Annotated in this window: 18 protein-coding genes; all 18 read left to right on the forward strand. The window is 61.8% G+C overall.

Features of this window, described 5'->3' with window-relative positions; translation table 11 throughout:
• Window positions 1-25 precede the first annotated feature (25 nt).
• The 18 genes from PNAP_RS03370 to hisB all read left to right on the forward strand — a co-directional run bounded on the left by PNAP_RS03370 (window position 26) and on the right by hisB (window position 19,832).
• Window positions 26-1,174: an ABC transporter substrate-binding protein gene (locus PNAP_RS03370; RefSeq protein ID WP_011800095.1), complete on the forward strand. Its 1,149-nt coding sequence runs from the start codon at window positions 26-28 to the stop codon at window positions 1,172-1,174.
• Between the two features lie 65 nt (window positions 1,175-1,239).
• Entirely contained in the window at window positions 1,240-1,938 is a 699-nt protein-coding gene (locus PNAP_RS03375; RefSeq protein WP_011800096.1) for a transposase, read from the forward strand.
• Between the two features lie 231 nt (window positions 1,939-2,169).
• Window positions 2,170-6,912, forward strand: a complete 4,743-nt coding sequence (locus PNAP_RS03380; RefSeq protein ID WP_011800097.1) for a glutamate synthase-related protein — start codon at window positions 2,170-2,172, stop codon at window positions 6,910-6,912.
• Window positions 6,913-7,053: 141 nt separating this feature from the next.
• Window positions 7,054-8,520 carry a glutamate synthase subunit beta gene (locus PNAP_RS03385; protein ID WP_011800098.1) on the forward strand — a complete coding sequence of 489 codons (1,467 nt, stop codon included), beginning with the start codon at window positions 7,054-7,056 and terminating at the stop codon, window positions 8,518-8,520.
• 122 nt (window positions 8,521-8,642) lie between these two features.
• Window positions 8,643-9,485, forward strand: coding sequence for an ABC transporter ATP-binding protein (locus tag PNAP_RS03390; protein ID WP_041376497.1), 843 nt, complete (start codon window positions 8,643-8,645; stop codon window positions 9,483-9,485).
• Window positions 9,482-10,264: a lipid asymmetry maintenance ABC transporter permease subunit MlaE gene (mlaE, locus tag PNAP_RS03395; protein ID WP_011800100.1), complete on the forward strand. Its 783-nt coding sequence runs from the start codon at window positions 9,482-9,484 to the stop codon at window positions 10,262-10,264. Before PNAP_RS03390 ends, mlaE begins: the two co-directional genes overlap by 4 nt.
• Window positions 10,265-10,345: 81 nt before the next feature.
• Complete coding sequence (gene mlaD, locus PNAP_RS03400; protein WP_011800101.1) at window positions 10,346-10,855, forward strand: outer membrane lipid asymmetry maintenance protein MlaD; 510 nt, start codon at window positions 10,346-10,348, stop codon at window positions 10,853-10,855.
• Window positions 10,852-11,637, forward strand: coding sequence for an MlaA family lipoprotein (locus PNAP_RS03405; RefSeq protein WP_011800102.1), 786 nt, complete (start codon window positions 10,852-10,854; stop codon window positions 11,635-11,637). Before mlaD ends, PNAP_RS03405 begins: the two co-directional genes overlap by 4 nt.
• A gap of 170 nt (window positions 11,638-11,807) precedes the next feature.
• Window positions 11,808-12,446 carry an MlaC/ttg2D family ABC transporter substrate-binding protein gene (locus PNAP_RS03410; RefSeq protein WP_011800103.1) on the forward strand — a complete coding sequence of 213 codons (639 nt, stop codon included), beginning with the start codon at window positions 11,808-11,810 and terminating at the stop codon, window positions 12,444-12,446.
• 14 nt (window positions 12,447-12,460) lie between these two features.
• Window positions 12,461-12,754, forward strand: coding sequence for an STAS domain-containing protein (locus tag PNAP_RS03415; RefSeq protein WP_011800104.1), 294 nt, complete (start codon window positions 12,461-12,463; stop codon window positions 12,752-12,754).
• A 95-nt stretch (window positions 12,755-12,849) separates the two neighbouring features.
• The gene (locus PNAP_RS03420; protein ID WP_011800105.1) at window positions 12,850-13,809 is read left to right on the forward strand and encodes an ABC transporter ATP-binding protein; all 960 of its coding nucleotides are present in this window, start codon (window positions 12,850-12,852) and stop codon (window positions 13,807-13,809) included.
• Window positions 13,806-14,561, forward strand: a complete 756-nt coding sequence (locus PNAP_RS03425) for an ABC transporter permease (RefSeq protein ID WP_011800106.1) — start codon at window positions 13,806-13,808, stop codon at window positions 14,559-14,561. Before PNAP_RS03420 ends, PNAP_RS03425 begins: the two co-directional genes overlap by 4 nt.
• Window positions 14,562-14,584: 23 nt before the next feature.
• Window positions 14,585-14,830, forward strand: a complete 246-nt coding sequence (locus PNAP_RS03430; protein ID WP_011800107.1) for a BolA family protein — start codon at window positions 14,585-14,587, stop codon at window positions 14,828-14,830.
• Window positions 14,831-14,835: 5 nt separating this feature from the next.
• Window positions 14,836-16,110, forward strand: coding sequence for a UDP-N-acetylglucosamine 1-carboxyvinyltransferase (gene murA / locus PNAP_RS03435; protein WP_011800108.1), 1,275 nt, complete (start codon window positions 14,836-14,838; stop codon window positions 16,108-16,110).
• Window positions 16,107-16,760: an ATP phosphoribosyltransferase gene (hisG, locus tag PNAP_RS03440; protein WP_011800109.1), complete on the forward strand. Its 654-nt coding sequence runs from the start codon at window positions 16,107-16,109 to the stop codon at window positions 16,758-16,760. Before murA ends, hisG begins: the two co-directional genes overlap by 4 nt.
• 13 nt (window positions 16,761-16,773) lie before the next feature.
• Complete coding sequence (hisD, locus tag PNAP_RS03445) at window positions 16,774-18,117, forward strand: histidinol dehydrogenase (protein ID WP_011800110.1); 1,344 nt, start codon at window positions 16,774-16,776, stop codon at window positions 18,115-18,117.
• Window positions 18,118-19,215: a histidinol-phosphate transaminase gene (gene hisC, locus PNAP_RS03450; protein ID WP_011800111.1), complete on the forward strand. Its 1,098-nt coding sequence runs from the start codon at window positions 18,118-18,120 to the stop codon at window positions 19,213-19,215.
• Entirely contained in the window at window positions 19,212-19,832 is a 621-nt protein-coding gene (gene hisB, locus PNAP_RS03455) for an imidazoleglycerol-phosphate dehydratase HisB (RefSeq protein ID WP_011800112.1), read from the forward strand. The genes hisC and hisB overlap by 4 nt, the downstream gene beginning before the upstream one ends.
• Window positions 19,833-19,920: the final 88 nt, after the last annotated feature.

Here is a 19,920-nt window from a genome sequence, read left to right on the forward strand (position 1 = left end):
TGCCTTCTCTCAAAAGGAAAGAGTCATGTTTAATCGTCGTCAGTCGATCCTGAAGCTTGTTTCGGCCGCTGCTTTGATTGCCAGTCCCGCCCTTGGGGCGCAAACCCTTAAAACCAGCCGAAAAGTGACTCTTGGCCAGTCGGTGCCCCTCACGGGTGCGGCTGACCAGATTGGCCTGGCTTACCTGAATGGTGCAAAGATTTACTTCGATGCCCTCAATGCCAACAACGGGGTAGGCGGCTACAGCATTGCGGTCAAGGCGCTTGACGACGGGTACGACCCCGCGAAGGCGGCAGCCAATGCCAAAAAGCTGATCAGTGAAGGGGTTGATGCCCTGTTCGGCTTTGCAGGCACCGCCAGCTGTGACGCGGCTTATGCCGTGGCCAAATCTGCGGACACCCTGTTTTTTGCACCTTTTGCCGCATCGGACACGCTTCACGATCCTGCGCTTGTCAATGTGTTTCATGTCCGTCCGGCGCTGGCTGACGAGGCTTATAAAGTGGCGCGCCACTGTGCAACCCTCAATCAGGAGCGTATTGCCGTGTTTGCCGAGGACGATGCCATGGGGCGCGCCGGCCTGGCTGCCGTTAACCAGGCACTGGTTGACCTGAAACGACCGCCGCTTGTGGCCAGCGCCTTGTCACCCATCAACAGCGACAAGGTGGATGCGGCAGTTGCCCAGATCGTGAAAGCCCAGCCCCAGGCCATCATTTTGGCGAGCCTTTTCAATTCATCGGCGGCCTTCATCCGAAAAATGAGGCAGGCCGGCTTCGGCGGCCAGTTCCTGGCTTTTTCCGTCGTGGGCATCGATCCCTTGTTCAGTGCGCTGGGCAAGGAAATTGGCGGCATCGTTGTTTCCCAGGTGGTGCCTTCTCCGCGCAGCACCGCCATGCCGCTCATCAAGGAATACCTGAATGTGCTGAACCAGACCGACCAGGCGCCCAGCTATGAAAGCGTCGAAGGCTATGTTGCGGCCCGATGCTTTGCCCAGGGCGTGCGCCTGAGCATTGCGGGTGGCGGCAATCCAGATCGCGCGGGCTTGCAAAAAGCCTTTAATTCCATGACGGACTATGACGTGGGCGGCTTTCGCGTCAACCTGCGGCCAAAAAAATACGAATCGGTTCGCGCCATTGACCTTGTTACCATCACGCCGGACGGAAAAATCGTCCGCTAGGCGGCGGGATCTGGCAAGGCGGCCAGATCAAATTATCATGGCGCAAACTTCCGGCATTGCAGCTCATGGCCCGTCTTCCCCGCCTTACCGTTCCCGGTCATCCGCACCACATCGTCCAGCGCGGCAATAACCGGCAGGCGATTTTTTCATCGACAGCCGACTACCAGATGCTGCTGGCGCTTCTGGATGAAAACGCGCAAAAGTTCGGTGTTGCGCTGCATGCCTATGTGCTGATGGGCAACCATTTCCATCTGCTTGCCACACCCAGCACCGAAGAGGGCTTGCCGCGCATGATGCAGGCGGTCGGCCGGCGGTATGTACGCTATTTCAATGACAGCCAAGGCCGTTCGGGCACCCTGTGGGAAGGGCGCTACCGCTCGACGGTGATAGATCCCGACCGCTATTTGCTGGCCTGCATGGCTTATATCGACCTCAACCCGGTGCGCGCTGGTCTGGTCAAAGAGGCTGCGCTCTATCCCTGGTCCAGTCATGCGCGCTACGTGGGCTTGCGGACCGACAAGATGGTCACGCCGCATGCACTGTTCTGGGCTCTGGGCAACACCCCATTTTCGCGCGAAGCGGCTTATGCCGAACTGGTCGCCCAAGGCATCACGCCGGTTCAGCAGGAGGCACTGACTCAATCCGTACTCGGTGGCTGGGCGCTTGGTGATGAAAACTTTGTTGTGAATTTGCAAAAGCAGACAAATCGCCGCGTAAAAAAGACCTTGGCTGGACGACCTTTAGGGCTGGAAAAATCAAGCTAAAAGTGCCTTGTGCGCACGTCTGTTAATGGGTTTTAGCTATTAATTTTGATGTGTCCCTTATTATTTTTGATTAATAAAAATGATGAGTTAATTCGAATCTGACCCCAATTAAAATTTTTTGCAGAGAAGGCTGGCATGTACTATGCTCGTCTGCTGAAAATTTGAAACACCTGGCGAGCAGGACTGATACGTCGATCAACCTCTCCTGCTTGCTACCGACAAGGAATTGCCATGACCACGGCTGCTGAAATCAAGCATTTTGAACAACACGGTTTGTACGCTGGCGCCAACGAGCACGATGCCTGCGGTGTCGGCTTTGTCGCCCACATCAAGGGCCACAAGGGCCATGCCATCGTCCAGCAAGCCCTGAAAATCCTCGAAAACCTCGACCACCGGGGCGCGGTCGGTGCCGACAAGCTGATGGGCGACGGCGCCGGCATCCTGATCCAGCTGCCCGATGCGCTGTACCGTGAAGAAATGGCCGCTCAAGGCGTTGCGCTGCCGCCACCGGGTGAATATGGCGTGGGCATGGTGTTTTTGCCCAAGGAGCATGCGTCGCGCCTGGCCTGCGAGCAGGCGCTGGAGCGCGCCGTCAAGGCGGAAGGCCAGGTGCTGCTGGGCTGGCGCGATGTGCCGGTCAACCGCGATATGCCGATGTCGCCCACCGTGCGTGAAAAAGAACCCATCCTGCGCCAGATCTTCATCGGCCGCGGCAACGACGTGATCGTCCAGGACGCGCTGGAGCGCAAGCTCTACGTGATCCGCAAGACCGCCAGCGCCGCGATCCAGCGCCTGAAGCTCACGCACAGCAAGGAATACTACGTTCCCAGCATGTCCAGCCGCACCGTGGTTTACAAAGGCCTGCTGCTGGCCGATCAGGTCGGCACCTACTTCATGGACCTGACCGATGTGCGCTGCGTCTCCGCGCTCGGCCTGGTGCACCAGCGCTTTTCCACCAACACCTTCCCCGAGTGGCCGCTGGCCCACCCCTACCGCTATGTCGCGCACAACGGCGAGATCAACACCGTCAAGGGCAACTACAACTGGATGAAGGCGCGCGAAGGCGTGATGTCCTCGCCGGTGCTGGGCGCCGACCTGCAAAAACTTTACCCGATCAGCTTTCCCGGCCAGTCCGATACCGCGACCTTCGACAACTGCCTCGAATTGCTGACCATGGCCGGCTACCCGATCAGCCAGGCCGTGATGATGATGATTCCCGAGCCGTGGGAGCAGCACACGACGATGGACGAGCGCCGCAAAGCGTTTTACGAATACCACGCCGCCATGCTGGAACCGTGGGACGGCCCGGCCTCCATCGTCTTCACCGACGGCCGCCAGATCGGCGCCACGCTGGACCGCAACGGCCTGCGTCCTTCGCGTTATTGCGTCACCGACGACGACTTGGTCATCATGGCGTCCGAGTCCGGCGTGCTGCCCATCCCCGAGCACAAGATCGTGCGCAAATGGCGTTTGCAGCCCGGCAAGATGTTCCTGATCGATCTGGAGCAGGGCCGCATGGTCGATGACGAGGAAATCAAGGCGACGCTGGCGCACAGCAAGCCCTACAAGCAGTGGATTGAAAACCTGCGCATCCGGCTGGACGACGTGACCGGCAAGACAAAGGAAAGCGCCGTCACGGCTGCGGCAGTGCCGGGACTTTCGTTGCTCGACCGCCAGCAGGCTTTCGGCTACACGCAGGAAGACATCAAGTTCCTGCTCTCGCCGATGGCCGCCAACGGCGAGGAAGCCACCGGCTCCATGGGCAACGACAGCCCGCTGGCCGTGCTGTCGAACAAGAACAAGCAGCTCTACAACTACTTCAAGCAGCTGTTCGCGCAGGTGACGAACCCGCCGATTGACCCGATCCGCGAAGCCATCGTCATGTCGCTGGTGTCCTTCATCGGCCCCAAGCCCAACCTGCTCGACATCAACCAGGTCAATCCGCCGATGCGGCTCGAAGTCAGCCAGCCGGTGCTGAACAACGCCGACATGCAAAAGCTGCGCGACATTGAACTGCGCACGCAGGGCAAGTTCAAGAGCTACACCCTGGACATCACCTACCCGCTGGCCTGGGGCCGCGAGGGCGTCGAGGCCAAGCTGGCCTCGCTGTGCGCCGAAGCGGTCGATGCGATCAAGGGCGGCAACAACATCCTGATCGTCAGCGATCGCGCGCTGAGCGCCACCCAAGTCGCGATTCCGGCCCTGCTGGCGCTCTCGGCGATTCACCAGCACCTGGTGAAGGAAGGCCTGCGCACCACCGCCGGCCTGGTGGTCGAGACCGGCTCGGCCAAGGAAGTGCATCATTTCGCCGTGCTGGCCGGCTATGGCGCCGAGGCGGTTCACCCCTACCTGGCGCTGGAAACCCTGGCCGAGCTGTCCAAGGGCCTGCCGGGCGACCTGAGCACCGAAAAAGCCGTGTACAACTACACCAAGGCCATCGGCAAGGGCCTGTCCAAGATCATGTCCAAGATGGGCGTATCGACCTACATGAGCTACTGCGGCGCCCAGCTGTTCGAGGCGATCGGCCTGAACCGCCAGACGGTTGACAAGTTCTTCACCGGAACCTCCAGTCAGGTCGAGGGCATGGGCGTGTTCGAGATTGCCGAGGAAGCGCTGCGCATGCACAAGGCCGCCTTCAGCGACGACCCGGTGCTTAGCAACATGCTGGACGCCGGCGGCGAATACGCCTGGCGCGTGCGCGGCGAAGACCACATGTGGACGCCCGACACGATTGCCAAGCTGCAGCATTCCACGCGTGCCAACAACTGGAACACCTACAAGGAGTTCGCCCAGCTCGTCAACGACCAGAATCGCCGCCACATGACCTTGCGCGGCCTGTTCGAGTTCAAGATCGACCCAAGCAAGGCCATCCCGATTGACGAAGTCGAGCCGGCCAAGGAAATCGTCAAGCGCTTTGTCACCGGCGCCATGTCGCTCGGCTCCATCAGCACCGAAGCCCACGCCACGCTGGCCGTCGCCATGAACCGCATCGGCGGCAAGAGCAACACCGGCGAGGGCGGTGAAGACCCGGCGCGCTACCGCCAGGAACTCAAGGGCATCCCGATCAAGCGCGGCGACACGCTGAAAAGCGTGATTGGCGAAAAGGTCGTTGAAGTCGATTTGCCGCTGCAGGACGGCGACTCGCTGCGTTCGCGCATCAAGCAGGTGGCTTCGGGCCGCTTTGGCGTCACCGCCGAATACCTGGTGTCGGCCGACCAGATCCAGATCAAGATGGCGCAGGGCGCCAAGCCCGGCGAGGGCGGCCAGCTGCCCGGCGGCAAGGTCAGCGAATACATCGGCCAGCTGCGCTTCTCGGTGCCCGGCGTCGGCCTGATTTCGCCGCCTCCGCACCACGACATCTATTCGATTGAAGACCTGGCGCAGCTGATCCACGACCTGAAAAACGTCAACCCCCGCGCCAGCATCAGCGTCAAGCTGGTCAGCGAAACCGGCGTCGGCACGATTGCCGCCGGCGTCGCCAAGGCCAAGGCCGACCATGTCGTGATTGCCGGCCACGACGGCGGCACGGGCGCTTCGCCCTGGTCGTCGATCAAGCATGCCGGCTCGCCCTGGGAAATCGGCCTGGCCGAAACCCAGCAGACGCTGGTGCTCAACCGCCTGCGCGGCCGCATCCGCGTGCAGGCCGACGGCCAGATGAAAACCGGCCGCGACGTGGTGATTGGCGCGCTGCTGGGCGCCGACGAATTCGGCTTTGCCACCGCGCCGCTGGTCGTCGAAGGCTGCATCATGATGCGCAAATGCCACCTCAACACCTGCCCGGTGGGCGTGGCCACGCAAGACCCGGTGCTGCGCCGAAAATTCAGCGGCAAGCCCGAGCATGTGGTCAATTACTTCTTCTTTGTCGCCGAAGAGGCGCGCCAGTTGATGGCGCAGCTTGGCGTGCGCAAGTTCGACGACCTGATTGGCCGTCCCGACCTGCTCGACATGCAAAAAGGCGTCGAGCACTGGAAGGCCAGCGGCCTGGACTTCAGCCGCCTGTTCTACCAGCCGCAAGTGCCGGCCGATGTGCCGCGCCTGCATGTGATGGACCAGGACCACGGGCTGGACCGGGCGCTGGACATGCGCCTGATTGAAAAATCCAGGGCGGCGCTGGAAAAGGGCGAAAAAGTCCAGTTCATCGAGGTGGCGCGCAACGTCAACCGCACCGTCGGCGCGATGCTGTCGGGCGAGTTGACGCGCCTGCGCCCCGAAGGCCTGCCGGACGACACGCTGCGCATCCAGCTTGAAGGCACGGGCGGACAGTCGTTTGGCGCCTTCCTGGCCAAGGGCATCACGCTGTATTTGATTGGCGATGCCAACGACTACACCGGCAAGGGCCTTTCCGGCGGCCGCATCGTGGTGCGTCCGAGCATCGACTTCCGGGGCGATGCGGTCAAGAACACCATCGTCGGCAACACCGTGATGTACGGCGCCACCAGCGGCGAGTCCTTCTTCAGCGGCGTGGCTGGCGAGCGCTTCGCGGTGCGCCTGTCGGGTGCGACGACGGTGGTCGAAGGCACCGGCGACCATGGCTGTGAATACATGACCGGCGGCACGGTCGCGGTGCTCGGCAAGACCGGCCGCAACTTTGCTGCCGGCATGAGTGGCGGCGTGGCCTACGTGTACGACGAAGACGGGCAATTCGCCACCCGCTGCAACACGTCGATGGTGTCGATGGACCGCGTCGTGACCACGGCCGAGCAGCACACCCATGACAAGTCCGACTGGCATGCCGGCGAGAGCGACGAGGAGCAGCTCAAGCGCCTGCTGCAGGACCACAACCGCTGGACCGGCAGCAAGCGCGCCCGTGAACTGCTGGACACCTGGAGCGTGTCGCGCCTGAAGTTCGTGAAGGTCTTCCCGAATGAGTACAAGCGCGCCCTGATCGAGCGCCAGGAGCGCCGCCTGGAAGCCGCGACCGAAACCACCAGCGCGCAGGTCGCAACGAACCAGGAGGCCGTGCTGGCCAAGTAAGGCGGGGCATGCAAGGCGGCCACAGCATGCCGCCTTGCATCAGGCCTGCTCATCGTTTGCTATTGTATTGATAGCTGCTTGCGCCCGATGGTATTGCGCTAGCGGCATAAAACGCTTAAAAAATCGCACAGGACACGCATCATGGGAAAAATCACCGGCTTCATGGAATACGAGCGCATCGAGGAGGGCTACAAGCCCGTCCCGGAACGCCTGAAGAACTACAAGGAATTTGTCATCGGCCTGGACGACAAGCAGGCTAATCTGCAGGCCGCGCGCTGCATGGACTGCGGCACGCCGTTTTGCAACAGCGGCTGCCCGGTCAACAACATCATTCCCGACTTCAACGACATGGTGTTCCGGAGCGACTGGAAAAACGCGATTGACACGCTGCACAGCACCAATAATTTCCCGGAGTTCACCGGCCGCATCTGCCCCGCGCCCTGCGAGGCGGCCTGCACGCTCAATGTGAACGACGATGCGGTGGGCATCAAGTCCATCGAGCACGCGATCATCGACCGCGCCTGGTCCGAGGGCTGGGTCAAGCCCCGTCCCGCCAAGCACAAGACTGGCAAGAAGGTTGCTGTCGTCGGTTCCGGCCCCGCCGGCATGGCCGCCGCCCAGCAACTGGCGCGCGTCGGCCACGACGTGACGCTGTTCGAGAAGAATGACCGCGTCGGCGGCCTGCTGCGCTACGGCATTCCCGACTTCAAGATGGAAAAAATCCACATCGACCGCCGCGTCGAACAGATGCAGGCCGAGGGCGTGGTGTTTCGCACCGGCGTCATGGTCGGCAGCCTGCCCAAGGGCTCGAAAGTTACCAACTGGGCCAAGGAAAGCATTAGCCCCGAGCAGTTGCAAAAGGATTTCGATGCCGTGGTCCTGACCGGCGGCGCCGAGCAGTCGCGCGACTTGCCGGTTCCCGGCCGCGAACTGGACGGCGTGCATTTCGCCATGGAGTTCCTGCCGCAGCAAAACAAGGTCAATGCCGGCGACAAGGTCAAGGGCCAGTTGCGCGCCGAAGGCAAGCACGTCATCGTGATTGGCGGCGGCGATACCGGCTCGGACTGCGTTGGCACCAGCAACCGCCACGGCGCGGCCAGCGTCACCCAGTTCGAGTTGATGCCCCAGCCCCCGGTCGAGGAAAACCGGCCCATGACCTGGCCCTACTGGCCAATCAAGCTGCGCACTTCTTCGTCCCACGAAGAAGGCTGCGAGCGCGAGTTCGCCATCTCCACCAAGGAGCTGATCGGCGAAAAAGGCAAGGTCACCGGTCTGAAAACCGTCCGCGTCGAATGGAAGGACGGCAAGATGGTCGAAGTGCCGGGTTCGGAGCAGATCCTCAAGGCCGACCTGGTGCTGCTGGCCATGGGCTTTGTCTCGCCGGTGGCTTCGGTGCTGGAAGCCTTCGGCGTTGAAAAGGACAACCGCGGCAATGCCAGGGCAGGCACCGACTTCATCGGCGGCTATGCGACGAACGTCCCCAAGGTGTTTGCGGCAGGCGATATCCGGCGCGGCCAGAGCCTGGTGGTGTGGGCGATTCGCGAAGGCCGGCAGGCCGCGCGGTCGGTCGATGAGTTCCTGATGGGCTACAGCGACCTGCCGCGTTAATCGGCGTATTGCCCCAAAACCGGGGCAACCGTCAAGCTGTGCAAAGGTTGGGCAGCTTGCCGCGCTAATTAGCGTAATCCCTTATGATCCAGAAGCCGGAATGTCCGGCTTTTGTTTTTTCTATGCCCTCATCTTCTACTTCCCTTGTCGAGCTGAATCACCTGACCTTTGGCTATGGGGAACGTGTCATTCTCGATGACATTTCGCTGTCGGTGCCCAAGGGCAAGGTCACGGCCCTGATGGGCGCCTCGGGTGGCGGCAAGACGACCATCCTGCGCCTGATTGGCGGCCAGAACCGGGCGCAATCGGGCCAGCTGCTGTTTGACGGCCAGGATGTCACGCCGATGGACCAGACGCAACTCTACGCCGCCCGCAGACGCATGGGCATGCTGTTCCAGTTTGGCGCGCTGTTCGCTGATTTGAGCGTGTTTGAAAATGTGGCGTTTCCGCTACGCGAGCATACCGACCTGCCCGAAGCCCTGATTCGCGACATCGTGCTGATGAAGCTCAATGCGGTGGGCCTGCGCGGCGCGCGCGATCTGATGCCGAGCGAGGTGTCGGGCGGCATGGCGCGGCGCATTGCGCTGGCCCGCGCGATTGCGCTCGATCCCGAACTGGTGATGTATGACGAGCCTTTTTCCGGGCTTGATCCGATTTCGCTGGGAACGGCGGCGCGGCTGATCCGCCACCTCAATGACAGCCTGGGGCTGACCAGCATTTTTGTCTCGCACGAACTGGAGCAGACCTTTGCCATCGCCGACCATGTGATCATCCTGGCCAATGGCAGGGTAGCCACCCAGGGAACGCCCGACGAAGTGCGCCAAAGCACCGACCCGCTGGTCTACCAGTATGTGCATGCGCTGCCTGACGGCCCGGTTCGTTTTGACTATCCCGGGGTCACGGTCGAGCAGGACTTTGCTCCCGCATCGACAGCCGCTCCCCTGAAATCCGGAGCTTCATCATGAGTTGGTACAAGCCTGCGGACGTCGGGTTCGCCACCCGCAGCTGGCTGGCCAACCTGGGCTATGGCTGCCGGCTTTTTCTGCGGCTCCTGGCGACATTCGGCTCAAGCTTCAAGCGCTTTGGCCTGGTGCGTGACCAGATTCATTTCCTGGGCAATTACTCACTCGTCATCATCGCCATCTCCGGCCTGTTTGTCGGCTTTGTATTCGGCCTGCAGGGCTACTACACCCTGCTGCGCTTTGGCTCGACCGAGGCGCTGGGCCAACTGGTCACCTTCACGCTGGTGCGCGAACTCGGCCCGGTGGTGACGGCGCTCTTGTTCGCCGGCCGGGCCGGCACCTCGCTGACGGCCGAAATCGGCCTGATGAAGGCTGGCGAGCAGATCAGCGTCATGGAAATGATGGCGGTCGATCCGATCCAGCGCATTTTGGCGCCGCGCTTCTGGGGTGGCGTGATTACCATGCCGCTGCTGGCCGCCGTGTTCAGCGCCATGGGTGTGATTGGCGGCTGGGTGGTCGGGGTGCTGATGCTTGGTGTCGATTCCGGTTCGTTCTGGAGCCAGATCCAGGGCAGCGTCGATGTCTGGCGTGATGTGGGCAATGGCATCGTCAAAAGCATCGTGTTCGGCTTTACCGTGACGTTCATCGCGCTGCTGCAGGGTTTTGAAGCGCAACCGACCCCCGAAGGTGTGGCGAGCGCCACGACGCGCACGGTGGTGGTGGCCTCCCTGGCGGTTCTGGCTCTGGATTTCATCCTGACCGCGATGATGTTTACGAAGTGATGACTTGAAAATTCGTGGGACAGGCCCTTGCTGCGCGAAAGCCGGGCAGGCGCTGTCCTCAACCGTTTGGAAAGAAGTTAGATGCAACGCTCAAAAATTGATGTGTGGGTTGGCCTGTTTGTCCTGGTGGGCGCAGCGGCCATTTTGTTTCTGGCTTTGCAGGCCGCCAATCTGCTGAACCTGAATTTCCAGCCCACTTACAGGATCACGGCCGAATTTGACAATATTGGCGGGCTCAAGACCAAGGCTTCGGTGCGCAGCGGTGGCGTGGTGGTGGGACGGGTCGAGGAGATCAGCTTTAACGACCAGACCTTCCAGGCGCGTGTCACGCTGGACATGCAGGGCCGCTATGCTTTCCCCAAGGACAGTTCGCTGAAAATTCTGACCAGCGGCTTGCTCGGCGAGCAATACATTGGCATCCAGGCGGGCGGCGATGAAAAAAACCTTGTGGAAGGCGACGTGATCAGGCAGACACAGTCTGCCGTGGTGCTTGAAAATCTGATTGGACAATTTTTGTTCAGCAAGACAGCCGATGAAAGTTCAGGGTCAGCCCCGACCCTGCCAGCAACAGGAGCAACAGAAAAAAAATGACCAAACCTATCCATCTGAAAAAAGCCACGGGATGGGCCGCCGCGGCTCTGGCTTTCACCCTGCTGCAAGGCTGCGCAACCGGACCGCAGGCCAACCCGGCCGATCCGCTGGAGCCTTTCAACCGCAGCGTGTACAGCTTCAATGAAGGACTGGATCGCGCCGTCCTCAAGCCTGTGGCCACGGCCTACCAGAACATCACGCCAGCGCCGGTGCGCACCGGTGTGACCAGTTTTTTTGAAAACATTTCGGATGTCTGGTCGTTCGTCAACAATGTGCTGCAGGCCAAGCCGGCAGAGGCCATGGATTCCTTGTTCCGCGTCACGACCAATACCCTGTGGGGCCTGGGCGGTATTTTTGATGTCGCCAGCGAACTGAAAATTCCCAAGCACAAGGAAGATTTTGGCCAGACCCTGGGTACCTGGGGCCTGAAGTCGGGTCCGTATGTGGTGCTTCCGCTGTTTGGCCCGTCAAGCGTGCGGGACTCGGCGGGCCTGGTGGTCGATCTACAAGGCAATCCACTGTCGCAGGTTGACAATGTCCCGGTACGCAATTCCCTGACGGGCCTGCGGCTGGTGGATACGCGCGCCAGTTTGCTCAGTGCCGGCGATCTGCTCGACCAGGCCGCGCTCGACAAATACGCCTTTACCCGTGATGCCTATTTGCAGCGCCGCCAGAGTCTTATCGGCGGCGGCAATGAGCGCATCGAACCCGAAGAGCGCTTTGACCTGCCCGAGGCCGCGCCGGCCGGTGCGCCTGCAGCCTCGGCACCGAATCCACAATAAAGCCCTCGTAACAAGCTTTACCAAATTTACCGGGCTGCCTTAAAACTTCATCGGCTATCGTCTGGCAAGCTTGCAAAATAATCATCAGAGCACGGCTGATCGCCCTGAGGGGCACGAATAAGCGGATCCCGCAGCCGATAGTTGTCTGTTTTGACCTTGAAAGAAAAACCATGAACCGTAGAACTCTTGGACGCTTGTTGACCGCCACGCTCAGCTTGGCACTGCTGGCTTCAGCCCCTTTTGCGCATGCTGCTGCCGACGAAGCGCCCGATGCGCTGATCAAGCGCGTCTCCAGCGAAGTGCTGGATGCCATCAGGTCGGACAAGGCGATTCAAGCCGGCGAAATGAACCGGGTTCTGGCACTGGTCGATACCAAGGTCATGCCGAATGTCAATTTCACCCGCATGACAGCCTCCGCCGTGGGGCGTAACTGGCGCCAGGCCACGCCCGAGCAGAAAGCCCGTCTGCAGGCAGAATTCAAGACCCTCTTGATCCGCACTTATTCCGGCGCGCTGTCGCAGGTGAATGACCAGAAGCTCAACGTCAAGCCCCTGCGTGCCGCTTCCACCGACACCGAAGTGACGGTTCGCACCGAAGTACTCGGGCGCGGCGATCCGGTCCAGCTCGACTACCGTATGGAGAAAACGCCGACCGGCTGGAAAATTTATGACCTCAACGTGCTCGGTGTCTGGCTGGTGGAAACCTACCGTACCCAGTTCGCGCAGGAAATCAGCGCCAAGGGCATCGATGGCCTGATCACGTCGATGTCGCAGCGCAACCAGACCAACGCCGGCACGACCAAGTCCTGAGCGCGCAAGCTGACATGCTGAAACTTCCTGCCGTCCTGACGCATGCCGTCGCCTCCGGCTTTTTCCACACAGTGGCAAAAGAGGTGCTGTCCCTGCCGAAAGAGGTGGTTGTGGATGCCAGCGCCTTGAGTCAGTTTGACTCGTCGGCGCTGGCCATCCTGCTGGAGTGCCGTCGCCAGGCGATGGCTGCGGGCAAGGTTTTTTCCGTGCAGGGCGCCCCTGGCCGGCTGCTCCAGCTGGCCGAGGTCTATGGCGTTTCTGCCTTGATCCCCGCAACTCCGGGACACCCGGCAGCCAGGGCGGCTTGAGGCCAAGGCCATCTCCGCCTGCTTTGTGAACGCTTGCAGGGCCATATTTCGCTGCGGCAGAGAAGAAACTCATCCGCCCCTAAAATAGCGGGCTCATGCCAGCCATCTCATTTCAGTCTGTCTCCAAAACCTATCCCCCCGCGCGAAACCAACCCGCCACCGGCCTGAAAGCACTGGACAGCGTCAGCTTCGACATCCAGCAAGGCGAATTCTTCGGTCTGCTGGGCCCCAACGGCGCCGGTAAAACCACCCTCATCAGCATCCTGGCCGGCCTGTCGCGCGCCAGCAGCGGCCGGGTTCTGGTGCATGGCAGTGATGTCGTGCTGGACTACGCCAATGCCCGGCGCAAGCTCGGCATCGTGCCGCAGGAACTGGTGTTCGACCCTTTCTTCACCGTGCGCGAAGCCTTGCGCATCCAGTCGGGCTATTTCGGCATCAAGCGCAACGACGACTGGATTGACGAGTTGCTGGCCAGTCTGGGTCTGGCCGACAAGGCCGATGCCAACATGCGCCAGCTCTCGGGCGGCATGAAGCGCCGCGTGCTGGTGGCGCAGGCGCTGGTCCACAAGCCGCAGGTTATCGTGCTCGACGAGCCCACGGCCGGCGTCGATGTGGAGTTGCGCCAGACTTTGTGGCAGTTCATCGCCAAACTCAACAAGCAAGGCAGCACGGTGCTGCTGACCACTCACTATTTGGAAGAAGCCGAAGCCCTGTGCAGCCGCATTGCCATGCTCAAGCAGGGCAGGGTGGTGGCGCTGGCCCAGACTTCCGAGCTGCTCAGTGCCGCCTCCAGCAATGTGCTGCGCTTTAAAATTGATAGCGAACTTCCATTGCACCTTGCGCGCCAGGCACGCATTACAGGCCGAATCGTGCAGTTTCCGGCGCACAATGCGCGCGAAATCGAGCAGTACCTGGCCGCCGTCCGCGAGGCCGGCCTGGTGGCCGAGGACGTGGAAATCCGCAAAGCCGACCTGGAAGACGTGTTTCTCGATGTGATGAACGAAAAAGATGTGAAAGAACCCATGGCGATGGACCTTGCCGGAGCCATGAAATGACCGGCTGGCAAACGCTTTTCTACAAGGAAGTCCTGCGCTTCTGGAAGGTTGGTTTCCAGACCGTCGGCGCTCCCGTGCTGACGGCCGTGCTCTACATGCTGATCTTCGGCCATGTGCTGCAGGGGCAGGCGCTGGTGTATGGCAAGGTGACTTACACCGCTTTCCTGGTGCCCGGCCTGGTGATGATGAGCGTGCTGCAAAACTCCTTCGCCAACAGCTCCTCGTCGCTGATCCAGAGCAAGATCATGGGCAGCCTGGTGTTTGTACTGCTCACGCCGCTGTCGCACTGGGACTGGTTCTGGGCCTATGTGGGCTCGTCGGTGGTGCGCGGCCTGCTGGTCGGCGCCGGCGTGTTCGTGGTGACGGTGTATTTCGGCCAGCCCGGTTTCGTGGCGCCGCTCTGGATCGTGGTGTTTGCCGTGCTGGGCTCGGCCATGCTGGGCGCGCTGGGCGTGATTGCCGGCTTGTGGGCCGAGAAATTCGACCAGATGGCGACCTTCCAGAACTTCATCATCATGCCGATGACTTTTCTGAGCGGCGTGTTTTATTCCATCCACTCGCTGCCGCCGTTCTGGCAGAAGGTCAGCCACCTGAACCCGTTTTTCTACATGATCGACGGTTTTCGCTACGGCTTTTTTGGCGTCAGCGACGTTTCGCCCTGGCTCAGCCTGGGCCTGGTGCTGACGGCATTTTTCATCATTAGCGCCGTGGCGGTCAACATGCTGCGCACCGGCTATAAGATCAGGCATTGACTGAGTAAACATCGGAACCCCCCATGACCAGCGAAGAACTTCAAACCATCATTGCCGCAGGCCTGCCCTGCTCCCACCTCGAACTGTCCGGCGACGGCCGGCACTGGTATGCCACCATCGTGTCCAGCGCTTTCGAGGGCCAGCGCCTGATCCAGCGTCACCAGCGCGTCTATGCCACGCTGGGCGGACGCCTGCAGAGCGACGAGGTTCATGCCCTGTCGATGAAAACCTACACGCCCGCCGAATGGGCCGCCAACAGCGCGCAATAAAAAACATGGACAAATTACGCATCAAGGGCGGCAAGTCCCTGGCCGGCTCGGTCGATATCTCGGGCGCCAAAAATGCAGCCCTGCCAGAACTGTGCGCGGCTTTGCTGACCGCCGAAACGGTCACGCTGCAAAATGTTCCCGGCCTGCAGGACGTGGCCACCATGCTCAAGCTGATCCGCAACATGGGTGTCGAGGCCGAGCGCAGTGCCCATGCACCCGGCACCGTCATCCTCAATGCCGGCCCGCTGAGTTCGCCCGAAGCGCCTTACGAGCTGGTCAAGACCATGCGCGCTTCGGTGCTGGCGCTGGGACCGCTGCTGGCGCGCTTTGGCGAGGCGACGGTGTCGCTGCCCGGCGGCTGCGCCATCGGTTCGCGGCCGGTGGACCAGCACATCAAGGGCCTGCAGGCGATGGGGGCTGACATCATCGTCGAGCACGGCTACATGCTGGCCAGGCTGCCCAAAGGCCAGACACGCCTCAAAGGCGCGGCCATCACGACCGACATGGTGACGGTCACCGGCACCGAGAATTTCCTGATGGCCGCCACGCTGGCCGAGGGCGAAACCATTCTCGAAAACGCGGCGCAGGAGCCCGAGATCGGCGACCTGGCCGAGATGCTCATCAAGATGGGCGCCAAGATCGAAGGCCACGGCAGCCGGCGCATCCGTATCCAGGGCGTTGAACGGCTGCACGGCTGCACCCACCAGGTGGTGGCCGACCGCATTGAAACCGGCACCTTTCTGTGCGCCGTGGCGGCGGCGGGCGGCGACGTAGTGCTCAACCATGGCCGCGCCGACCACCTTGAAGTGGTGATTGAAAAGCTGCGCGAAGCCGGCGCGACGGTCACGGCCGGTGAAGGCTTCATCCGCATCCAGGCCAGCGGCCGCATGAAGGCCCAGTCATTCCGCACCACCGAATACCCGGGTTTCCCGACCGACATGCAGGCCCAGTTCATGGCGCTCAACGCCATCGCGCAGGGCACCAGCACGGTGACTGAGACGATTTTTGAAAACCGCTTCATGCACGTCAACGAAATGGTGCGCCTGGGCGCGAAGATCCAGATCGAAGGCAAGGTCTGCGTCATCAACGGCGTTGAACAGCTGTCGGGCGCCACCGTGATGGCCACCGACCTGCGCGCCTCGGCCAGCCTGGTGATTGCCGGCCTGGTCGCCAGCGGTGAAACCTTTGTCGAACGCATCTACCACCTCGACCGGGGCTATGACCAGATGGAAGCCAAGCTGCGCGGCATTGGCGCCGACATTGAACGGATGAAAGCATGATCACGCTCGCGCTCTCCAAGGGCCGCATCTTCGACGACATCCTGCCGCTGCTTAGAACGGCTGGCATCGAGGTGCTTGACGACCCGGAAAAGTCCCGCAAGCTGATCCTGGGCACCAACCAGCCCGACCTGCGCGTGGTGCTGGTGCGCGCCACCGACGTGCCGACCTATGTGCAGTACGGCGGCGCCGACATCGGCGTGGTCGGCAAGGACACGTTGCTCGAATCGGGCAGCCAGGGCCTGTACCAGCCACTCGACCTGCAGATCGCCAAATGCCGCATCAGCGTGGCGGTGCGCCAGGGATTCGACTACGCGGCAGCGGTCAAGCAGGGTTCGCGCCTGAAGGTGGCGACGAAATACGTGGCCATTTCGCGCGACTTTTTCGCCACCAAGGGCGTTCACGTTGATTTGATCAAGCTCTACGGCAGCATGGAACTGGCGCCGCTGACCGGCCTGGCCGACGCGATTGTCGATCTGGTCTCGACCGGCAGCACGCTCAAGGCCAACCATTTGATCGAGGTCGAGCGCATCATGGACATCAGCTCGCACCTGGTCGTGAACCAGACCGCGCTCAAGCTCAAGCAGGCGCCGATTCGCAAGCTGATCGATGCCTTCTCCCTGGCCTGTGCGCAGGCCGCTGCAAAACAGTAAAATCCTTGATGCTATGAATTTGCTAGCTATACCCGCCCGCCTGTCCTGTCTCGATGCCACATTCGAGGCTCAATTCAAGGCCAGGCTGCATTGGTCGGCCGATACCGACGCGCACATCGAGCAGCGGGTCGCCGACATCCTGGCCGACGTGCAGCAGCGCGGCGATGCAGCCGTGCTGGACTACACCGCGCGCTTTGACGGCCTGAACGCTGCTTCGATGGCCGAACTCGAACTCACGCAGGCCGAGCTGAAAGCCGCGTTCGAGTCGATTCCCGCCGCCCAGCGCGAAGCCCTGCAGGCCGCCGCCAGGCGCGTTCGGACGTACCACGAGGCGCAGAAAAAGGCCAGCGGCGAAAGCTGGAGCTACCGCGACGAGGACGGCACGCTGCTCGGCCAGAAGGTCACGCCGCTGGACCGCGTCGGCATCTACGTGCCCGGCGGCAAAGCGGCCTATCCGTCGTCGGTGCTGATGAACGCGATTCCCGCCCATGTGGCCGGCGTCGGCGAGATCATCATGGTCGTGCCGACGCCCAGGGGCGAGAAAAACGCCCTGGTGCTGGCCGCCGCCTACGTTGCCGGCGTGACGCGTGCCTTCACCATCGGCGGCGCGCAGGCCGTGGCCGCGCTGGCCTACGGCACGGCGACGGTTCCCAAGGTGGACAAGATCACCGGCCCCGGCAATGCCTATGTCGCCAGCGCCAAGAAGCGCGTGTTCGGCACGGTGGGCATCGACATGATTGCCGGGCCGTCCGAAATCCTGGTGCTGGCCGACGGCACGACGCCCGCCGACTGGGTGGCGATGGACCTGTTCAGCCAGGCCGAGCACGACGAGCTGGCGCAAAGCATTTTGCTGTGCCCCGACGCCGCCTATATCGACGCCGTGCAGGAAGCCATCAACCGCCTGCTGCCCGCCATGCCGCGCGCCGGGATCATCGCCAAATCGCTCAGCGACCGGGGCGCGCTGATCCATACGCGCAGCATGGAAGAGGCTTGCGAAATTTCCAACCGCATCGCGCCCGAGCACCTGGAAGTCTCCAGCCGTGAGCCGCACCGCTGGGAGCCGCTGCTGCGCCACGCTGGCGCGATTTTCCTTGGCGCCTACACCAGCGAAAGCCTGGGCGACTACTGCGCCGGCCCGAACCATGTGCTGCCGACCAGCGGCACGGCGCGCTTTTCGAGTCCGCTGGGGGTTTACGACTTCCAGAAGCGCTCCAGCCTGATCGAGGTCAGCGAAGCCGGCGCGCAAATCCTCGGCCCGATTGCCGCTGAACTCGCCTATGGCGAAGGCCTGCAGGCGCATGCCCGCGCCGCCGAACTGCGCCTCGCCACCGTGCCCGACATGAGAAAACCCCAATAAATGACCGCGCCTGATTCAACACTCGACCCGAAACTCAAAAAACTGATCCGCCAGGATGTGCAGTCGATGCACGCCTACGCCATCCAGGAGTCAAGCGGCATGGTCAAGCTCGACGCGATGGAAAATCCGCACCGGCTGCCCGCTGGTCTGCAGGCCGAACTCGGCCAGCGGCTGGGCGCGCTGGCGCTGAACCGCTATCCGGACGGCCGCGTCAACGACCTGCGCCGCGCGCTGGCCGACTATGCGCAGATGCCCGAGGGCTTCGACATCATGCTGGGCAATGGCTCGGACGAGCTGATCGCGCTGCTGGCGCTGGCCTGCGACGTGCCGGGCGGATCGGTGCTGGCGCCGCTGCCGGGTTTTGTGATGTACGCGATGAGCGCGCAGCTGCAGGGCCTCAAATTTATCGGCGTCGATCTGACGCCGGACTTTGAACTCGACGAAGCCGCGATGCTGGCTGCCATTGCTGAACACAAGCCGTCCATCACCTACCTGGCCTATCCGAACAACCCGACGGCCAACCTGTGGGACGACGCGGTGATCGAGAACATCATCAACGCTGTGGGTGAGCAGGGCGGGCTGGTCGTGATCGACGAGGCCTACCAGCCGTTTGCCAGCAAGAGCTATGCGGGCCGCATGGCCCGGCACAGCCATGTGCTGCTGATGCGCACGCTGAGCAAGTTCGGCCTGGCCGGCGTGCGCCTGGGCTACATGATGGGGCCGAAAGCCTTGATTGCCGAAATCGACAAGGTGCGCCCGCCCTACAACATCAGCGTGCTCAACTACGAATGCGCGCTGTTTGCGCTGGAGCACCGCGAGGTGTTCGCCGCGCAGGCGCAGGACGTGGTCGCCCAGCGCGCCGTGCTGTTCAACGCACTCAGCGCCTTGCCCGGCGTCAAGGCCTGGCACAGCGACGCCAACATGATTTTGATCCGCGTACCCGATGCGGCCCGCGCCTTTGAAGGCTTGCGAAATCGCAAGGTGCTGATCAAAAATATTTCTAAAATGCATCCTCTGCTCGCCAATTGTTTGCGCCTGACCGTCGGCACCGCCGAAGAAAACGCACAACTGCTGGCCGCGCTTGAACCATCCCTATGACGACCTCCACTGCTGCCTCCTTGCCTGCTCCGCGCACTGCTGAAGTTTCGCGCAACACCGCCGAAACCAAAATCACCGTCAAGCTCAACCTCGACGGCACCGGCCAGGCCAGCCTGTCAACGGGCATCGGCTTTTTTGACCACATGCTCGACCAGATTGCCCGCCACGGGCTGATCGACCTCGACATTCACGCCGTCGGCGACCTGCACATCGACGGCCACCACACGGTCGAGGATGTCGGCATCACGCTCGGGCAGGCCGTGGCCCAGGCGGTTGGCGACAAAAAGGGACTGCGCCGCTACGGCCACGCCTATGTGCCGCTCGATGAAGCGCTGTCGCGCGTGGTCGTCGATTTTTCGGGCCGCCCGGGTCTGGTCATGAATGTCCCTTTTAAAAGCGGAATGATCGGCACCTTTGACAGCCAGCTGGCCTACGAATTCTTCCAGGGCTTCGTGAACCATGCGTTTGTCACGCTGCATATCGACAACCTCAAGGGCGAAAACGCCCATCACCAGGCCGAAACCGTGTTCAAGGCCTTTGCCCGCGCCTTGCGCATGGCGCTGGAAATCGATCCGCGTGCCGCCAACGTGATTCCTTCGACCAAGGGCTCGCTGTAAGCACGATTACACTGCTGTTTATGCATGTTTTTTGCCTGTAGCGCAGGCACAGCATGCACGTATAGCTACCAAATACATAGCAATTTAA

Origin of the sequence: Polaromonas naphthalenivorans CJ2, assembly GCF_000015505.1 — a bacterium.
GTDB classification, from domain to species: Bacteria; Pseudomonadota; Gammaproteobacteria; order Burkholderiales; family Burkholderiaceae_C; genus Polaromonas; species Polaromonas naphthalenivorans.

What these genes read in the sequence shown, in the direction of transcription:
- PNAP_RS03370 (WP_011800095.1), top strand. Translation starts at nt 26, where the DNA reads ATGTTTAATCGTCGTCAGTCGATCCTGAAGCTTGTTTCGGCCGCTGCT.
- PNAP_RS03375 (WP_011800096.1), top strand. Translation starts at nt 1,240, where the DNA reads ATGGCCCGTCTTCCCCGCCTTACCGTTCCCGGTCATCCGCACCACATC.
- PNAP_RS03380 (WP_011800097.1), top strand. Translation starts at nt 2,170, where the DNA reads ATGACCACGGCTGCTGAAATCAAGCATTTTGAACAACACGGTTTGTAC.
- PNAP_RS03385 (WP_011800098.1), top strand. Translation starts at nt 7,054, where the DNA reads ATGGGAAAAATCACCGGCTTCATGGAATACGAGCGCATCGAGGAGGGC.
- PNAP_RS03390 (WP_041376497.1), top strand. Translation starts at nt 8,643, where the DNA reads ATGCCCTCATCTTCTACTTCCCTTGTCGAGCTGAATCACCTGACCTTT.
- mlaE (WP_011800100.1), top strand. Translation starts at nt 9,482, where the DNA reads ATGAGTTGGTACAAGCCTGCGGACGTCGGGTTCGCCACCCGCAGCTGG.
- mlaD (WP_011800101.1), top strand. Translation starts at nt 10,346, where the DNA reads ATGCAACGCTCAAAAATTGATGTGTGGGTTGGCCTGTTTGTCCTGGTG.
- PNAP_RS03405 (WP_011800102.1), top strand. Translation starts at nt 10,852, where the DNA reads ATGACCAAACCTATCCATCTGAAAAAAGCCACGGGATGGGCCGCCGCG.
- PNAP_RS03410 (WP_011800103.1), top strand. Translation starts at nt 11,808, where the DNA reads ATGAACCGTAGAACTCTTGGACGCTTGTTGACCGCCACGCTCAGCTTG.
- PNAP_RS03415 (WP_011800104.1), top strand. Translation starts at nt 12,461, where the DNA reads ATGCTGAAACTTCCTGCCGTCCTGACGCATGCCGTCGCCTCCGGCTTT.
- PNAP_RS03420 (WP_011800105.1), top strand. Translation starts at nt 12,850, where the DNA reads ATGCCAGCCATCTCATTTCAGTCTGTCTCCAAAACCTATCCCCCCGCG.
- PNAP_RS03425 (WP_011800106.1), top strand. Translation starts at nt 13,806, where the DNA reads ATGACCGGCTGGCAAACGCTTTTCTACAAGGAAGTCCTGCGCTTCTGG.
- PNAP_RS03430 (WP_011800107.1), top strand. Translation starts at nt 14,585, where the DNA reads ATGACCAGCGAAGAACTTCAAACCATCATTGCCGCAGGCCTGCCCTGC.
- murA (WP_011800108.1), top strand. Translation starts at nt 14,836, where the DNA reads ATGGACAAATTACGCATCAAGGGCGGCAAGTCCCTGGCCGGCTCGGTC.
- hisG (WP_011800109.1), top strand. Translation starts at nt 16,107, where the DNA reads ATGATCACGCTCGCGCTCTCCAAGGGCCGCATCTTCGACGACATCCTG.
- hisD (WP_011800110.1), top strand. Translation starts at nt 16,774, where the DNA reads ATGAATTTGCTAGCTATACCCGCCCGCCTGTCCTGTCTCGATGCCACA.
- hisC (WP_011800111.1), top strand. Translation starts at nt 18,118, where the DNA reads ATGACCGCGCCTGATTCAACACTCGACCCGAAACTCAAAAAACTGATC.
- hisB (WP_011800112.1), top strand. Translation starts at nt 19,212, where the DNA reads ATGACGACCTCCACTGCTGCCTCCTTGCCTGCTCCGCGCACTGCTGAA.